Raw genomic sequence first — 17380 nt, forward strand, 5'->3', positions numbered from 1 at the left:
TTAGCCCGGGTTACCGTCTGCTCTTGGGGTTATAAAGATCTTAAAGTAGACCACGACAAAAATAGCTAACGCCACAGCCCAGCTAACACTGCTCCATAACAGCCAATCGATGGTTAATTCGGGCCATACAGATACAAATATTACTCGTAAAATAGCAGCAACAGCCATTAGCAAAAATGCGACCGACATAATCGGTTTTGGCTTCAAAGGTCGCCCACTATGGCCCAGAGAAACTCGTGCCATCATCGCCAGAATCATGTTACCCATAGCACCAGCCGTTAGCGCGTGCATAGCTGTGCTGCGGGAGAGATCAGCGCCCCAGTAGTGAGCAGCCAATAAACCAAAGCCCAAAGGGATAAACCAATAGCCAATATGCAGCGACCACAACAACGGCACACGCCAGGTTAGCCAAAATTTCCAGCGAGCAGCCCGAACGGCATTAGCTACGGCCGCAGCAGCAAACAGTACCCCCAAACATAAATCAGGAATAAATAACGTTAAATTAAAGAAGTGAACGATGAATATTGCCCAGACGGATCCAACCGAGAGGCGGTCGAGCCATAAGATAGGCGCCACTTTTGGAGTCATTGTACCGTTTGCAGTAAACATCGGCATAACCCGACCGCCAATAATGACCATTAATAAGGTCACCAAAAATATTCCAGAATAAGCGCCGAGCACTTGCCATTCGTATTGGTTAAGGGCAAGCCCCGCATGCATTAGAGCGCTCGTTACGGCAAGCAACAGTAAGATGGGTATAAAAAATAAATTCCGTGTTTGGTTGGCTTTTAAAACCAACCGCGCAAATAACACCGCTGCAACCGGTAATACAGCAACATCAACCGTGATGACTAACCACCAGGGCAACCCCTGCCCAAATAACATGACCAGTCGGCCAGCGCTCCAGAGCAGTGCTAGTATTAGCAGAGTCGGACCATGGGGAGCCCTGAGCCCGGTCCAGTTTTGCACGGCCGTCAACAAAAAGCCTAAGACAATGGCAACCACAAAGCCGTACAGCATTTCGTGGCTGTGCCAAAATAAAATATTGCCATACACCGGCAAGCTAATGGTGCCTAACAGCGCCAGACCCCATAATAAAATAGCCACCGCACTGAAGGCCGCGCCCAGCAAAAACAATGGTCGATACGCTTGTCTGAGAATCGGAGCTATCGCCATTTCTCGTTGTTGGTGAGTTACTTGCATGGCACACACTTTAGTTGTCTGAATTTGCTATATAGTACATTCCAAATGCATTATTTAGCCAGCCCTTTGCGGTAAAAATAAGTTAGTACCCCAAAGTTTATGAGCACTAATCATTCGCGGTAAAAAATACCCATAAAGAGATAATAAAGGCCTGCCCAAAGCTCGTTGGAACTCTCTTTACCGCTACCCCCATTTAGGCAGAGAGCGGCAATCGGCTTCTTCTGTAGCCTTCTGATAATAAAGTATTTTTAGAAAAAACCTCGTAAAGTGTCGGCAACTGTCGTAGGGCTTATTACGGAGGTTTTCATGAACCAGTCCCTGTCAGCGTCCTCAGGTCAGCGCAATTACGCATTGTTGTTATCCACTCTTGCGTTCACATTGTGTTTTGCCGTTTGGACCATTTTTTCAATTATCGGTATTCAAATAAAAGAAGATTTTAGCTTAACCGATACACAGCTTGGTCTGTTAATGGCCACTCCGGTTTTAACAGGCTCTATCAGCCGGCTATTCCTGGGTATCTGGACCGACCGTTACGGCGGCCGTAAAGTATTCAGCCTGCTTATGTTGTTAACTGCAGGGTGTGTCTATCTTCTCACCTTTGCGAATAGCTACATCATGTTGCTCATCGCAGCACTGGGTGTTGGTCTTGCTGGTGGTTCATTTATTGTGGGTGTTACCTACACCGCAGCATGGTTTAACGATGCAAAGGAAAAACAGGGCACAGCACTGGGGATTTTTGGTGCAGGTAATGTCGGTTCGGCAGTAACCAACTTCGGTGCACCGTTTCTGCTCATCGCCATAGGTTGGCAAGGTACTGCACAGATTTATGCGACCGTATTGGCGATCGCTGGTCTGGTTTTTCTGTTTCTCTCCAAGGAAGACCCATTACAAAATACTCGCAAAGAACTCCAGCAACGGGGATTTTGGGAGCAGCTTTCTCCTCTCGGTGATTTAAGGGTCTGGCGCTTTTCGCTTTACTACTTTTTTGTATTCGGTGCTTTCGTCGCATTAGCATTGTGGCTCCCCCACTATCTAATGGGTGTCTACAATCTGGATATAAAAACAGCTGGTATTATCGCCGCTCTTTATACCATACCTGCGTCACTATTCAGGATTCTCGGTGGCTGGATGTCAGACAAGTATGGCGCTCGCCGGGTCATGTACTGGACCTTTATCGCCTCGGTTATTTGTACGTTTTTACTCAGCTATCCCAGCACCGAATACGCTGTTCAGGGTATCGACCAAACTTATAACTTCCACTTAGAAGTAACTCTGATTGGCTTTGTCTTTTTGACTTTCGCGCTCGGCTTCTTTATGTCTCTGGGTAAAGCCGCCGTGTTTAAACATATTCCAGTGTACTATCCGAAAAATGTCGGTGCCGTTGGTGGTGTTGTCGGCATGATCGGCGGCTTTGGAGGCTTTTTACTGCCGCTAACGTTCGGTATGTTAAACGACGTTATTGGCGTCTGGCAAAGCAGCTTTATGCTGTTATTTGTTATTGCTTCAGTGGCTCTGGCCTGGATGCATTTCGCCATTCTTAAAGCCGAACGCGTGGAATATCGCGAGGATCGGGAAGAACGTGACCTACCTGAGTTTTCAACACCAAAATCGATGGTGCTTGACGACTGGCGTCCAGAGGATAAGACTTTCTGGGAAGAAAAAGGTAAACGCATTGCCACTCGTAATCTGTGGATCTCGATCCCTAACCTGTTCCTGGCGTTCGCTGTTTGGACCATCTGGAGTATTCTGGTGGTCAAAATGCCGCAGCTTGGCTTTCCCTATAGCTCTAACCAGCTATTCTGGTTAGCGGCGCTGCCGGCTTTATCCGGTGCAACGTTACGAATATTTTATAGCTTTATGGTGCCGATATTCGGCGGCAGACGCTGGACCGCCATATCCACGGCTTCTTTATTGCTGCCCTGTATCTGGATAGGCGTTGCGGTGCAGGATACCGACACTTCTTACATCGTCATGCTGATTTTGGCCCTGCTATGCGGCTTCGGCGGCGGTAACTTCTCATCCAGTATGTCTAACATCAGCTTCTTCTATCCGCAGAAAGAAAAGGGCGGCGCACTGGGCATGAACGCAGGGCTTGGTAACCTTGGTGTATCGGGTATGCAGCTGCTGGCGCCTTTGGTGATTGCTGCGAGCGTATTTGGTGGTATTGAGGGCGACCCTCTGATTATTCAGGAAGGCGCGAATGCCGGCCAGAAGATCTGGCTACAAAATGCGGCGTTTTTGTGGGTACCGCTAATTGTTATTGGCTCCATCGCTGCATGGTTCGGCATGAATGATATTTCCTCGGCGAAAGCATCATTCAGTGATCAAGCGATTATCTTTAAACGCAAGCATAACTGGATTATGTGTATTCTGTACTTAGGTACTTTTGGTAGCTTTATTGGCTTTGCGGCAGGCTTCCCATTACTATCCGGTATGTTATTCCCTAAAGTTGACCCAACCGCTTACGCTTTCCTCGGTCCGCTAGTAGGAGCTCTGGCGCGACCTATGGGAGGAATTGTGGCTGACAAACTTGGCGGCGCGCGCGTTACCTTCTGGAACTTCCTGCTAATGGTTGCCGGTGTTTTGGGCGTTATCTACTTCCTGCCGATTGCAGGTAGCGAAGCTAACTTCTGGGGCTTCTTTGCCGCCTTTATGGTGCTGTTTATTGCAACCGGTATTGGTAATGGTTCAACTTTCCGTATGGTGCCGGTTATCTTCCTGAACCAGCGCAGACGAGAGCTTGGCGATACCGATGAAGCTATAAAACAGGGCAATAAAGAGTCTGCCGCCGTCATCGGGTTTATTTCAGCGATAGCGGCCTATGGTGGTTTCTTCATACCAAAATCTTACGGCACATCGATTGATTTAACCGGTGGTGTTTCGGCGGCGCTAATAGGTTTTATCGTTTTCTATGTTATCTGCGCTGCGATAACTTGGTGGTATTATTCTCGCAAGCACGCACCCGACCCCTGCTAAAAGCAGCTTTAGCAGACACAAAAAACCCGGCTAATGCCGGGTTTTTTATCAATCATTTGGCCTTGGGGCGAAACGGCTTGATGACCGCTTCATCACATTCAAGATAGGGCCCATCCATTAAATCAATACAATAAGGAACTGCCGGGAATACCGCATCCAGACATTGTCGAATGGCTTTGGGTTTGCCGGGCAAGTTTATAATCAACGATGATCCGCGAAGCCCGGCTGTTTGCCGAGACAAAATTGCGGTTGGTACATACTTTAAGGATTCCTGCCGCATTAACTCGCCAAAGCCCGGCATCATTCGGTCGCACACGGCTTCCGTCGCCTCAGGTGTGACATCCCGTTTAGCGGGACCGGTACCGCCGGTGGTTACCACCAAACAGCAGCCTTGCTCGTCAACCAGGGTTTGTAACGTTTCCTCTATCAGATCCTGCTCATCTTCAATTACCCGGTATACCGGTTGCCAATCCGAGCTCAGGTAATCGTTGAGAGTATCTTCAATCGCAGGGCCAGAGATGTCGTCATATTGACCGCGACTGGCCCTGTCACTAACGGTTAAAATTCCAATTTTGGCGGTTTTATTTGCGCTCATAAGCTTCCTACTCACGTCCGTAAAAGTTACCCTGCTTGTACCATACCGGCCAATTGCAACCAATAGCCATTACTTTCATCGGCGGCTAGTTTTACCGGTGAGCTACCATCCATATTATTGTTGAAACGTTTAACCCATTCTAGGGTTCCCTCTGGTTGCGGACTTAGCCGAACAGAGTCGACCAATCCTTGCATACCCGGTAGCTGATTAATCAGGTTATAACGACGACCAGACTGGGTTTGAATGCCGTTTAGCACAAATATCTGTTTATCATCCTGACTCGTTACTTGGCGCCCTTGTGGATACTTTATACAACACAGCTCGCATTGGTCTTTCTCCCGATTTTCTGAACGGGCGGTAAAACAGCGGCCCGACCAGGCCAGGGGTAGGTGACCAAAGGAAAATACTTCTGTTTTAAATAAATCGCGTACAGACTCTATTATCGGCTGTTGTAATATCTCTGTAAGCCATTGCTGAGACAGCTCGTACGGCACGGCCCAGTGATTCATTCCCATATCGACAAAGCGCCGCAATGCTTCATGATTATAAACATTGATCGCCGAGCCGAGGCTGAAGTTAACACCAAGCTCACGTAGATAAGGAATGGCTCCAACGTCATTAGCCTCTACCTCAAATTCACCGTTATGACAGTACTTTGCCAGTTGCCTGAGCTCTGCTGGTGCTTCTAACAAGGTCATCGTCGACAGACAGACCTGTTTACCGGCTTCCCGTAATTCGTGCGCAATCGTCATGTAGTCGTCCAGCGACAACTCACGACGCTTGCTGCATACGGTTTCGCCCAGATAGACTCGGTCAACATCGGATTCCGCTACCTGCTGATAAAAAGACTTAACCTTTGCTTTGGGCCAAAAGTATAAAATCGGACCTAATGATATTTGCATAACTTACTTCCATTTCCGGTGATACGCACCAAGAGTTGTCTGGCTCCCCTCCGAGAGAGAGGCAAGCACGTTATCCCACTCAGCCGCGACTTCAAACTGGTCAGGGTTAGCACAAACAGCGTCGATTGCTTGCCGCCAGACACGAGTGATTTGAGCAACATAGGCAGGGCTCCGCTGCCGTCCTTCAATCTTTAACGAGGCAATTCCTTCCCGATGAAGCTGCGGCAGCAGAGTGAGGGTATTTAGACTGGTTGGCTCCTCCAATACGTTATACAGTTCGTCGTCAACATTAAAACGCCCTTTGCAAAGGGTTGGGTAACCGGCGTTCTCTCCTTCTGCAAAACGATCAATAACCACCCCGTTTAAACGCGACTCTAGACGGTCCCCTTGGTGTTCCCACTCAACATAAGCTGCCGGTGAACAGGCACCGGCGGTATTCGGAGACTCTCCGGTCATATAAGAACTTAAATAACAACGCCCTTCTGCCATGATGCAAAGGCTACCAAAGGCAAAGACTTCGAGCTCAATATCGGTGGTACGCGCCAGAGCACGTACTTGCTGCATCGATAACACTCGCGGCAAAACGACGCGCGAAATTCCATACTGACGATAGAACTCGATAGCACCTGCGTTAGTAGCAGAGGCCTGTACACTAAGGTGTAATTCAACCCGGGGGTACCGCTCAGCGGCATAACCCAACACCGCGATATCTGAAATAATCAGCACATCAGCGCCAGCAGCCACTGCATCATCAACCGCCTGCCGCCAACGGTGCCAACTGGCGGCATGAGCAAAGGTATTAATTGCAACGTGCAGCTTCTTCCCCCGTCGATGCACATAGTCAGCAGCATCCGACAACTTCATTGCATTTAAATTTAAACCGGCGAAATGTCGGGCGTTGGTCTCGTCCTTTAGCCCCACATAAACAGCATCGGCACCATTCTCGATAGCTGCCTTTAACGCCGGAATGCTTCCGGCCGGACATAAAAGTTCCATTAACACCTCAAACTTTTAGTTAGATTAACTATTTGCTGAATCAGTTGCCGTATTATAAGTATCAGGCGTTCCGATTTGTTTGATTTGGAGAGATATAAGTGGATACCAATAAGTGGGTAATAGGATTACCAAAGGTCATTGCATCGACGCATGAGCTGCTACCGGCAGCCGTCAAATTTAAGCCGTTTCAGTTGATTTTGAACAAGCTGTTTCGTAACGAATTAGCACAGGGTGAATTGGACTTTTTGACGGCTAAAACAGTCACCATAGAAGTGACAGATATCGCGCTCTCGTTTGATGTCAGCATAGTAAACCAGCGCCTTGTAGTGACATATTCGGACCATACTTCGGATGCCAAACTCAGTGCAGACAGTGCTGATTTATTACTCCTGATACACAACAAAGTCGACCCAGATACGCTGTTTTTTAGACGTCGTTTGAAGGTCGAAGGCAGTACGGAACTTGGATTATCCCTTAAGAATTTTTTAGATACTATTGAGGTAGATCAAAAACTGCCAGACCCTCTATATCGCCTGGGTGATAAACTCGCGAGCTACATTCAACAACAAAAAGATGGGATAATAATCGCATCTTAAAACGTTGTGCTTTGATAAGCATCAAGAGGTCAGCATGTCAGCTATTCAATGGGATAAAAAATTAATCGATAAGTACAATATTAACGGTCCTCGTTATACATCGTATCCCACCGCGTTGATGTTATCTGAAGACTTCTCAACGCAGCGTATAGAGCAGGCGTTGAGTAACGCCGATGACGGGCTTTGCCTCTATCTGCATCTGCCATTCTGTCACAAGCTCTGCTATTACTGTGGCTGCAATAAAGTGATTACCCGGCACCAGCATAAAGCTGATAAATATCTCGATTATCTGGCACTTGAAATGGCAATGTACCAGCCAATGGTTGCCGATAAAAAGATTCGGCAAATTCATTTAGGGGGCGGTACGCCAACGTTTTTAACCGAAACACAGTTAACTCGACTGATGTCATTAGTTCACCAGCACTTTAACTTCGCCGATTCACCCGAAATAAGTATCGAGATCGATCCCCGCAGTTGCAGCGATGACAAACTCCGCCACCTGCGTGAACTCGGTTTTAATCGCGTCAGCTATGGGGTGCAGGACTTTGACAAAAAGGTACAAATTGCAATAAACCGGGTTCAGGATGTGGATCTGATCGTGCACCAGCTCAAATTGAGTAAAGAGCTTGGCTTTGATTCAATCAATCTCGATCTTATTTATGGTCTGCCCTATCAGCGCCCGGAAACCTTTAAAAAGTCGATTGAACAAGTTATCGAAATGGATCCAGATCGTATTTCGGTGTTTAGCTATGCTCACCTGCCGCAGCGGTTTGCCGGCCAACGAAAAATCCCTGAAGAATCGATCCCACAACCTTCGGTTAAGTTAAGTCTGCTTGAACAGGCCATTACCCAGCTGAGCGAGGCTGGTTATCAATTCATTGGCATGGACCATTTTGCCAAGCGGGATGACGGACTTGCTATTGCTCAACGGGAAGGCCGCTTACAACGTAATTTTCAGGGTTATACCACTGACGGTCAGGATGCATTATTAGGGTTGGGCGTGTCGTCGATTAGCCAGGTTAATGGCGTACTCTGGCAGCATGAGAAAGAGCTTCCAGCTTACTATAAAATGATTGATAGTGGGCAAAAGCCGATTATTAAAGGTATGGCCTTAACTGAAGAAGATAAGCTGCGCGCTGCTCTAATATCTCAAGTTATCTGCCACTTTACACTAGACATTGAAGAATTCAGCCAACAATGGGAAATAGCCGATTTTTGGGCTCATTTCGCCGAAAGTATCCCATTATTAAAACCCTTTATTGAAGACGGTCTGGTCGACGTATCCGATAAAAAGTTACGTGTTACTGAGCTAGGACGGTTGTGGGTTCGCAGCATCTGCGCCTGTTTCGACGAGTACCTCGATCATGGCCAGACCCGCTACTCCAAAGTGGTTTAGTATTTTTTTGGCGCCAGGGATGGCGCCATCCAAATTAGATATGAAACGTCGCTTCGTTAAGCCATAGATGCAGCAAAATACTGGCTACGTAACCTAACGCTATCACTGGCGTCCACTTTAGATGTGACGCAAACGTGTAATAACCTCGTGCCTGGCCCATCAATGCCACCCCCGCAGCGGAACCAATAGAGAGCAAACTACCACCAGTACCTGCAGTAAGGGTAATCAGCAACCATTGCCCATGAGACATGTCGGGTTCCATTGATAACACAGCGAACATCACCGGAATATTATCGATGACGGCGGACACGACGCCCAGAATACTATTTGCAAGAGTAGTGTTCATCCCGCCATACAACGATTCTGATAGTAGGCTTAAATAACCCATAAAGCCTAGCCCGCCGACACAAAGAACGATGCCGTAGAAAAATAAGAGCGTATCCCACTCTGCTCGTGATACGCGGCTAAAGACATCGAAGGGAACTACACTACCCAGTTGTTCCAGCCGCTTTTTATCACCTGCCTGTTCGGCCATAGCCCGTTTTCGGGCTAAGGAGCCAGGTAACGTCATACGAAGGAAGTAGCCGAAAAACTGCAGGTACCCGAGACCCATCATCATTCCCAGTACCGGCGGTAAATGCAACCAAACGTGACAGGCAACTGCCGTTGCAACCGTGAACAAAAAGAGTGAGGTAATTCGTAGAGCACCGCGCTTTAGCTCAACGTCTGTGTATAAAGTGGTCGGCCGTCTATTTTCAATAAACAGGCTCATAATCAGTGCAGGCACTAAATAATTGACGACTGACGGTAAAAACAAGCGCAGAAACTCAGTAAAGGTGACTTGCCCGGCCTGCCACACCATCAAAGTGGTAATATCACCAAATGGACTAAAGGCACCGCCAGCGTTGGCAGCAATGACAATACTCACGCAACAAAGCGCGACAAATTTCTTATCATCCTGTGCCACTTTCATTACCACCGCGCACATCAGCAAGGCAGTGGTCAGATTATCTGCAATCGGCGAAATAAAGAAGGCGAGCACACCTGTTATCCAAAACAGTTTGCGGTAACTAAAGCCCTTTTTTAACAGCCAGGCTCGCAACGCATCAAACAAACGACGCTCTTCCATTGCATTGATATAGGTCATCGCAACCAGCAGAAACAACATAAGCTCGGCAAATTCAAGTAGGTTGTGCCGAAAAGCGGATTCCGCCAGTTGCGCTTGTTCGCCAGTGTAGACAAAGCCAATAAGGATCCAGATAGCTCCAGCTGCGACTAACACCGGCTTTGACTTTCGCATATGCAGTTTTTCTTCGCCCATAACTAAGATATAAGCTAACGCGAAAATAATCAGGGCGGCATAACCGACAGTAGAGGAGGTTAAGTCGATGCGGCCAGCGGAGGGCTCCGCTGCCAGAGCTGATACCGAAAAAAGCAATAACGTAACGGTAAACAGTAATTTTTTCATGGCGCTTATTCAGCGCAGGCCATGTATTGTCACATAACCTGCACCAACTCTCCTTGTCGGTTAAGAGTTAAAAAGTGTTTAATCATTCCTGCCTGGATTTGCTGAACCATCATTTCTAACGGCTGAGAAGCTTCATCACTAGAAACTGGATGCCCACCACGACCATCCATCGCTGTTACAAAAGCAATGTCCCAGTCAACCTTGGTGTGCTTTGACTCATCCACTAACACGTCAAAGCTTTCAACCTCTTCGGGCAACTTATCAACGCAAAGAACTGGCTCTAAGTTACCACCGGCTTGTTGTTCATACTGCTGTTTTTGAACATCGGTTGGCTGTTCTGGCAGCTGTGCTTTTGCTAACACAAATAATAATCGCTGTGGCTCCGGCTGTTGCTTGGCCATTGCAATAAAATCTTGATAACTGGTTATTTCCATGGCATCACCTGAAAGATCGAAAGTGCGCGCGGAGCATAGCACGATTATGGCAGGCAATTGCATAGCAAAAGAGGGACCCGGGGTCCCTCTTAAGTGGTAGCTCAACCGGCTTTACGGAACCCCCTATTAGCCTGCGCAGCACCCACCGCCACTTCTGCAGGTTGCTTACGGTGGTAATGACGCAGATGGTGTTCTTTTCGACGCCCCGCACTAAAGGCAGAAACGCGCTTTAGATAGCCAATAACACGAGTGCCGTAATCAATGTCCGGCGAACCACAGCTGGAGCATTCACTTAGCGTGCGTTTGTCGATTTGTTCACAGGCGTTACAAATCGTGATTTTGACGTTGATGCAGAAGTAATTACAGCCACTTTTCGCCGCAAGGTTAAGCAGTGATAAATACCCGGACGCATTCAGCCGTTCGTCCAAATTGAGGTGCAAGGCAGAGCCGCCATCTAGGTATTCCACTAACTCCTTACCGTGCAGGACAAACTTATCAACGGCATTAGTTTGTTCGTCTTCGACCACGTAAAAGTACGAATTGTAGCAATCGCGTTCTACCTTGTAGCCATCCGCCCGATCCCACCTAGCATTCTTAACGCCCAGATTTTCAGCCGGGACGAATTCCGTGTTAAACATGTAGCCGTAGGTTTTCTTAGCTTGCTTATTAGCATCGTAAATCACTTTTAGGTGGCGTTGTACAAAGTCCTTATAACCCGCATTATTACCTACCGTTAACCCCTGGGATTCAGCCGCCTCTGCCATGCCGTTAATGCCGATGGTTAAAAATTGCTTATCCAGACTAATGAAGCCAGCGTCATAAACGGTCAACAAACCGGCTTCTTTGTATTCTTCCATTAGTTTGCGGTAAGCAACCTGGTATTTATGAACTTTGGCAATTTCGTCGTCCAGGTCACGACCGTCCTGAACCAGCCGGTTCATGTTAACCGTAACAACATTAATGGAGCCGGTGGCCACACCGCCTGCGCCCAAGGTATAAGAAAAGGTGTTATCACTAATCTCGCTGCGTAAGCGGCAGCAGGAGGCCAAGGAATCAGCATTATCGGATAAATACACAAAGAATGAGTTCCCATCAGCTAATTCACTGGCCATTTTTTTCGCAAACGTCTGATCTTTGCATTGCCCTTGTTCGGTTAACATAGCAACAGTGACTACCGGAAAGGTTAGGATCGTTTTCTCGCGCTCTTTATTGAACCAATTTAAGAAGAAGTCCTGGAGCGCACTAACTGAACTCCATTTGGGTTTGGTAAAGTCCGCCGGAAAAACAAAGTCGCCAAACATGCTGTCAAAGTAATGTTCATCATAGATTGAGATATTCCAGAAGACACTTTGGTAACCTCTCGCTGCAGCGGGCTGATTTAACGCATAGACGACATGTTGCAGATGATTTTCTATTTGATGACGATGGGTGTTTAAGTAGTCATCACCATAGTCTTTGCGGGCAAAGTAATCAAAGTAGGCCAAGAACTCAACCGTCGCGACAGCGCCGGCAAACTGCGAACTGACCGCAAACACAAAGTTAACGAAAGTCCCACAAAAAGACTCCAAATGCTTAGGTGCCTGAGATTCGCCACCGAGCTTTGTTAACCCATCACGCAGAAACGGATACATAGTTACGGAAACACAGTAGGGCTTCAAGCTGGTTTCGTCGTGCACATAAATTTCGTGATCTTCGATTTGCCGAACATATTCATGCGCTAAATCACGACCAAATAATTCAGTAATTTTGTTACTCACTTGCTTGCGATTGACTTGCACAAAAAAGTCTTTCATTAATTCGGCTTCTAACGTCGCTACATTCTTCTGAGTGACGTTCGCGTTGGCATCCATTTTCGAGCCATCCGCAGCATTTTGAGCGCGCAGGTAATCTTGTATAAAGTCTACTTTGCCATTAACTTGTTGTTCTGATAGGCGCAACATGGTGGTTCTCCTTATTGAAATTCAATATTCAGTAATTTTTCCTGAGTTAAATCATAGAACCGTTGGTTCGTCTCAGGGCTATCAAGACCCCCTTGCTCTGCTACCCAGGGTCCGGTTTTTAGATAACTAAGATGTTTTCTTATGGCCAGGGATATGCTTTCCCTGCCTGTATAAAGGCAGGTTTTGAGACCCAACTCCCGTGCCATTTGCAGGCTTTTGATCAATGCTTCTGGGCGCCACTCCCCCCCCATAAACAAGACACAGGTCACAAGCCCTTGATATCGATTAAGCTGCCCGGTTAAATGCTCTCGCGTTAAAACAATACCGCTTCCTACGGGCCAACTGTCTACACTGTGGCAGCCTTTACAACCAACCGGGCAACCGGTCATGGTATAAGCCAATGACACTTCTCCAGGAACCTCCTGAAAGACCACATCTTCACTACAGTAGCGAAACAAGGCATCGTTCATAAAACACCATATATGGTTATCAATCTTTTAATAAGCACTACATATTGTGTTTAAGCCTATTCCTTCTTGAAGCTGTTGCGCTGATCCAGATCAATAAGCTGCCACGCTGAACGTGACTCCTTGATTTGTCGGACTTTTTCTTAAATGGTTCTTTTTACCTTCATGGTCATTTCGACCCTTATTCACTAGGGTTTTTTGAACCCAAAACTCAATTTGTCTTTATTAATCAATAGTTTAATAGTTGGCCTAAGAATTGCTGTAAGCATTGTGTCCTGCAATTTAACTGGAGAGTCAAACAATGATGCAGTATAAGGAGGTCGTGAATGGCCGGTTATCGTAAGTTATGGTGGATACTGATCGCTATTTTAGCGATTACATTTGGGGTGCTTGGCTATTTCGGTACTGAGGTTTACCGGGAAGCGCCACCGATCCCTGACAAGTTTCAAACGTCATCGGGCAAAGTTATTGCCACTGAAACAAGCATTCTTGATGGCCAGACTGCCTGGCAATCGGTTGGAGGAATGCAACTTGGTTCGATTTGGGGGCATGGTGCCTATCAAGCTCCGGATTGGTCGGCCGACTGGTTGCACCGGGAATTAGTTACCTGGTTAGATATCAGGGCAGAAGAAGTTTTTGGGCAAAGTTACGATTCTCTCAATGCTGCACAGCAAAACCAACTGCAGTTTGAATTAAAGCAAGAATACCGCACAAACACTTACGATAAACAGTCCAATACGGTTACCCTGAGCGACCGACGAGTACAGGCGATTGAACAGACTGCCGAATACTATTCGAAGCTATTCAGTGATGATCCCGAGCTAAAGCCAACTCGTGTTAGTTATGCAATGAAGGAAAACACATTGCCGTCGGCGGAGCGCCGCGCAGTGATGACCGACTTTTTCTTCTGGACCGCTTGGGCTGCCTCAACAGAACGCCCTGGGGCTGACATTACCTATACCAATAACTGGCCTCACGAAACACTCATCGACAACGTTCCCAGTGCCGAGAACATCATTTGGTCAATTGTCAGTGTTATCTTGTTAATCGCTGGCGTTGGTTTGTTGATTTGGGCTTGGGCGTTTTTACGCGATAAGGAAGAAGAAGAGCGTATCGCCCCGGAACATGACCCGATCGCTAAAATCAAGCTGACCCCTTCGCAAAAGTCGCTCGGTAAATACCTGTTTATTGTCGTTGCCTTATTTTCCCTGCAAGTATTACTGGGCGGTATGACGGCGCACTACACCGTCGAAGGGCAAGAGTTCTACGGCATTGATCTTTCGCAATGGTTCCCATACTCATTAACCCGAACCTGGCATATTCAGGCTGCTATGTTTTGGATTGCAACCGGGTTCCTGGCGGCGGGGCTATTCCTTGCGCCCATAATAAATGGCGGTAAAGATCCTAAATATCAAAAATTAGGCGTTGATATCCTGTTCTGGGCTCTTGTGTTGGTGGTTGCCGGCACCTTTATTGGTAACTATTTGGCAATCGCTCAAATCATGCCAGAACACCTTAACTTCTGGTTGGGTCATCAGGGTTATGAATATGTCGACTTAGGCCGTCTCTGGCAGATTGGTAAGTTCCTCGGTATCGTCTTCTGGCTGGTATTAATGATGCGTTGTGTCGTTGGTGCCTTCAAAGTTAAAGGTGATAAGAACTTACTCGCCCTATTTACCGCTTCTGTTGTGGCCATTGGCTTATTTTACGGTGCCGGCTTCTTCTATGGTGAACGTACTCACATTTCAATCATGGAATACTGGCGCTGGTGGATTGTTCATCTGTGGGTCGAAGGCTTCTTTGAAGTATTCGCGACAGCATCATTGGCATTCATATTCCACAGCATGGGCCTAGTTTCAAAGCGCATGGCAACGGTTGCCGCACTCGCATCAGCATCACTGTTTATGCTAGGTGGTGTACCCGGAACCTTCCATCACTTGTACTTCTCAGGTACAACAACACCGGTCATAGCGGTTGGTGCAACCTTCTCCGCGCTGGAGGTCGTGCCGCTTATCGTATTGGGCTACGAAGCTTGGGGAAACTACAGCTTGCAAAAACGAGCTGACTGGATGCAACGCCTTAAGTGGCCACTGCTGTGCTTTGTTGCCGTTGCCTTCTGGAACATGCTCGGCGCCGGTGTCTTAGGCTTTATGATTAACCCGCCTATTTCGCTGTACTATGTGCAAGGTTTGAATACCACCCCGACTCACGCACACGCAGCACTGTTTGGTGTGTACGGATTCCTTGCCCTTGGCTTCGTCCTACTCATTCTGCGCTACATCAGACCGACACTTAAGTTTGATGAAAAGCTGATGAAGATGGCGTTCTGGACAATGAATATTGGCCTTGCACTGATGTTGTTTACCAGTTTGCTACCGGTTGGTTTTATTCAATTCTATGCCGCAGCTACTGAAGGTTTATGGTACGCACGCAGCGAAGCCTTCATGCAGCAGCCGCTACTGCAGAACCTACGCTGGTTCCGTACCGTCGGTGATATGGTGTTCATCGTTGGCGCACTCGCCATCAGCTGGCAGGTGGTGAAAGGCTTAAAACATAAATCCGTTTAATCCCCGACTAATCAGGCTTCTGCATATTGCAGAAGCCTGCTTTTGTGTTTAGGAGCTGCCATGCGTAAAAAGCCGAATACAAGAACGGCCATGTATCAGTTACTTGAGGTCATTCAGGAACACATCCCTTTTGGTCTAAAGGAAGCGGATATGTGTCAGGGGATCTGTCGCGGTTGTTCTAAAAAAATGATGGAGATGCTGGATGCTGAAGTCAGTCAATGGCGGGCGGATTTGGACAATCAACTTGCCGAACCAACCCTCGCCGATCTGGTCTTCATGGAAAAACTAGCGCGCCGCACCGAGAAGGTTTTGCGACGCAATCATTTAGTCGATTAATCCAACCTGTAAACCTGTTCAGTAACAGGATTATCTTCTGGCTTTTGATCGTTAATAACGCCTTCACCAGACTCTATCTGCTCGATACTAAAACGCTGGCCATAACCTGCTTCAACCTCGCCTTCCAACACCGAAAAAGGAGGACCATCTTTATACCCAGCAGGATACTGCAGCGTAATCAGTAAGCCTTTTGCAGACCCCGGTAGCTGTTCACACAACTGCTGCACATAGTGGCGTCGCATCTCAGGCGGTAATGCAATCATTGCAGCCCGATCATACCAGGCATCCACACCGGCAAGGTCGTTCTGTTGCAACTTGAAAAAATCACCGACCCATATCACCAGTTCGTCGACAGCATACTCTTTAAACTCTCCTCTCTGAGTAATTTCAGGAGTTAACTGGTTGTCTTCAAAAAACTGCTTCACCGCAAGTTCACTAAGCTCTACACCGAAAACTCGGTAGCCTTTTTGCAACAGCCACAGCAGATCCTTTGATTTGCCACAAAGGGGAACGAACACCGTTGCTGGTGCTTTAATACCATTTAAAAAATGCTTTTTTAGTAATTCGTGTGGCTCTGGCCGGTGAAAACCGATTTGCTGGTTCTCCCAACGTTCGTGCCAAAACGACGCATCCATATTTGCTTTTCCCCTATAAAATAAAAAAAAGGCACCCGCATGGGTGCCTATCGTATCAGAAATGGTTCTCCCCTACTGCAATAGAGGCGAGCCTGTATTGGCAAAATCAAAGCCTTTAATATCGGCTTCGTTAGCCAACGCTTGTATATATTGCGATACCGCTTTACGGTGAACTTTCTCTTCTAAATATTCCGCTATCTTGTCCTTTACCACATCGTAAGGTAACGGTTTTCCGTCAATTTTATGGTCGATAGCCACCACATGAAAGCCATAACGGGTCTCAACGGGATATTTCATCACACCTTCTTCAGCAGCGAATAACTGACGTTCAAACTCAGGTACCGTTTGACCACGGCTCAACTGACCTAAATTGCCACCGGTTTCTTTAGAAGGACATGACGAGTACTGGCGCGCTAACTGGCCCAGATCGTGACCCTGGTTAAGCTGTTCAATCAGTTGTTCCGCAATACGCTTTGCGTTAACTCGCTCTAAATCATCGTCCGGCGCCGCCGCTAACAAAATATGACGGGCCTCGACGATCGGCGATGTTTTAAATCGCTCGGGGTTCTGTTCAAAATACTGGCGGCAAAATGCTTCGTCTGCCGATGGCCGATCAACTTCCTGTTCGATCAGCACCTCTATAAAGTCATCCTTACTGCCATCTTCTGCGTCATCAAGAACCTTGATTCCTAACTCTTTAGCCCGTTGTGTAAACAGCTCACCAATGACTAATGCCTCAGCTGCCTGAGCCATCGCTTGTTCATGGCTGTCCGCGGGGTGGTACTGCATTTCGGCTAAAATATCCTTTTCTGCAATTTCCACACTATTTACTTGTATCATCGTTACCTTCCTTGAGAGGGCTATTATTG

General features: G+C 47.3%; 15 protein-coding genes. 5 read left to right on the top strand and 10 right to left on the bottom strand.

All coding sequences use genetic code 11. The annotated features are described in order from the left end of the window. A complete protein-coding gene (locus tag CWI81_RS08150; RefSeq protein ID WP_126784807.1) occupies nucleotides 1-1203 on the bottom strand; it encodes an NnrS family protein in 1203 nt (400 codons plus the stop codon). 306 nt (nucleotides 1204-1509) lie between these two features. On the opposite strand from CWI81_RS08150, the gene CWI81_RS08155 reads away from it, so the two are divergent. Then, entirely contained in the window at nucleotides 1510-4179 is a 2670-nt protein-coding gene (locus CWI81_RS08155) for a nitrate/nitrite transporter (RefSeq protein WP_126784808.1), read from the top strand. 52 nt (nucleotides 4180-4231) lie between these two features. Here CWI81_RS08155 and mog read toward each other — a convergent pair whose 3' ends face one another. The 3 genes from mog to ubiU are packed head-to-tail and all read right to left on the bottom strand — an operon-like array spanning nucleotide 4232 to nucleotide 6672. Further along, on the bottom strand, nucleotides 4232-4774 hold the full coding sequence (gene mog, locus CWI81_RS08160; protein WP_126784809.1) for a molybdopterin adenylyltransferase: 543 nt from the start codon (nucleotides 4772-4774) through the stop codon (nucleotides 4232-4234). Between the two features lie 26 nt (nucleotides 4775-4800). Further along, nucleotides 4801-5676 (bottom strand): U32 family peptidase, encoded by an 876-nt coding sequence (locus tag CWI81_RS08165; RefSeq protein ID WP_126784810.1) that lies wholly within the window; start codon nucleotides 5674-5676, stop codon nucleotides 4801-4803. A gap of 3 nt (nucleotides 5677-5679) precedes the next feature. Next, nucleotides 5680-6672, bottom strand: a complete 993-nt coding sequence (gene ubiU, locus CWI81_RS08170; protein ID WP_126784811.1) for a ubiquinone anaerobic biosynthesis protein UbiU — start codon at nucleotides 6670-6672, stop codon at nucleotides 5680-5682. Nucleotides 6673-6770: 98 nt separating this feature from the next. Here ubiU and ubiT point away from each other — a divergent pair, with 98 nt between their 5' ends. Together ubiT and hemN are read left to right on the top strand one after the other, a co-directional pair. Continuing rightward, complete coding sequence (gene ubiT, locus CWI81_RS08175; RefSeq protein WP_126784812.1) at nucleotides 6771-7268, top strand: ubiquinone anaerobic biosynthesis accessory factor UbiT; 498 nt, start codon at nucleotides 6771-6773, stop codon at nucleotides 7266-7268. Nucleotides 7269-7302: 34 nt separating this feature from the next. Further along, a complete protein-coding gene (hemN, locus tag CWI81_RS08180; protein WP_126784813.1) occupies nucleotides 7303-8664 on the top strand; it encodes an oxygen-independent coproporphyrinogen III oxidase in 1362 nt (453 codons plus the stop codon). 34 nt (nucleotides 8665-8698) lie between these two features. On the opposite strand, the gene nhaD is transcribed toward hemN, so the two are convergent. The 4 genes from nhaD to nrdG all read right to left on the bottom strand — a co-directional run bounded on the left by nhaD (nucleotide 8699) and on the right by nrdG (nucleotide 12976). Next, the gene (gene nhaD / locus CWI81_RS08185; protein ID WP_126784814.1) at nucleotides 8699-10132 is read right to left on the bottom strand and encodes a sodium:proton antiporter NhaD; all 1434 of its coding nucleotides are present in this window, start codon (nucleotides 10130-10132) and stop codon (nucleotides 8699-8701) included. A 29-nt stretch (nucleotides 10133-10161) separates the two neighbouring features. After that, nucleotides 10162-10566, bottom strand: coding sequence for a ribonucleotide reductase subunit alpha (locus tag CWI81_RS08190; RefSeq protein ID WP_126784815.1), 405 nt, complete (start codon nucleotides 10564-10566; stop codon nucleotides 10162-10164). A gap of 101 nt (nucleotides 10567-10667) precedes the next feature. Next, nucleotides 10668-12506: an anaerobic ribonucleoside-triphosphate reductase gene (nrdD, locus tag CWI81_RS08195; RefSeq protein ID WP_126784816.1), complete on the bottom strand. Its 1839-nt coding sequence runs from the start codon at nucleotides 12504-12506 to the stop codon at nucleotides 10668-10670. A gap of 11 nt (nucleotides 12507-12517) precedes the next feature. After that, on the bottom strand, nucleotides 12518-12976 hold the full coding sequence (gene nrdG / locus CWI81_RS08200) for an anaerobic ribonucleoside-triphosphate reductase activating protein (RefSeq protein ID WP_126784817.1): 459 nt from the start codon (nucleotides 12974-12976) through the stop codon (nucleotides 12518-12520). Nucleotides 12977-13299: 323 nt separating this feature from the next. On the opposite strand from nrdG, the gene CWI81_RS08205 reads away from it, so the two are divergent. Both CWI81_RS08205 and CWI81_RS08210 read left to right on the top strand, forming a co-directional pair. After that, nucleotides 13300-15540 (top strand): nitric-oxide reductase large subunit, encoded by a 2241-nt coding sequence (locus tag CWI81_RS08205; RefSeq protein WP_126784818.1) that lies wholly within the window; start codon nucleotides 13300-13302, stop codon nucleotides 15538-15540. A 60-nt stretch (nucleotides 15541-15600) separates the two neighbouring features. After that, a complete protein-coding gene (locus CWI81_RS08210; protein ID WP_126784819.1) occupies nucleotides 15601-15876 on the top strand; it encodes a hypothetical protein in 276 nt (91 codons plus the stop codon). Here CWI81_RS08210 and tmpT read toward each other — a convergent pair. Together tmpT and CWI81_RS08220 are read right to left on the bottom strand one after the other, a co-directional pair. After that, nucleotides 15873-16511, bottom strand: a complete 639-nt coding sequence (tmpT, locus tag CWI81_RS08215) for a thiopurine S-methyltransferase (protein ID WP_126784820.1) — start codon at nucleotides 16509-16511, stop codon at nucleotides 15873-15875. The two genes, CWI81_RS08210 and tmpT, sit on opposite strands and share 4 nt — an antisense overlap. A gap of 72 nt (nucleotides 16512-16583) precedes the next feature. Next, entirely contained in the window at nucleotides 16584-17351 is a 768-nt protein-coding gene (locus CWI81_RS08220) for a peptidylprolyl isomerase (RefSeq protein WP_126784821.1), read from the bottom strand. Nucleotides 17352-17380 lie beyond the last annotated feature (29 nt).

Source organism: Idiomarina seosinensis, from assembly GCF_003987275.1.
In the GTDB taxonomy this organism is placed as follows: domain Bacteria; phylum Pseudomonadota; class Gammaproteobacteria; order Enterobacterales; family Alteromonadaceae; genus Idiomarina; species Idiomarina seosinensis.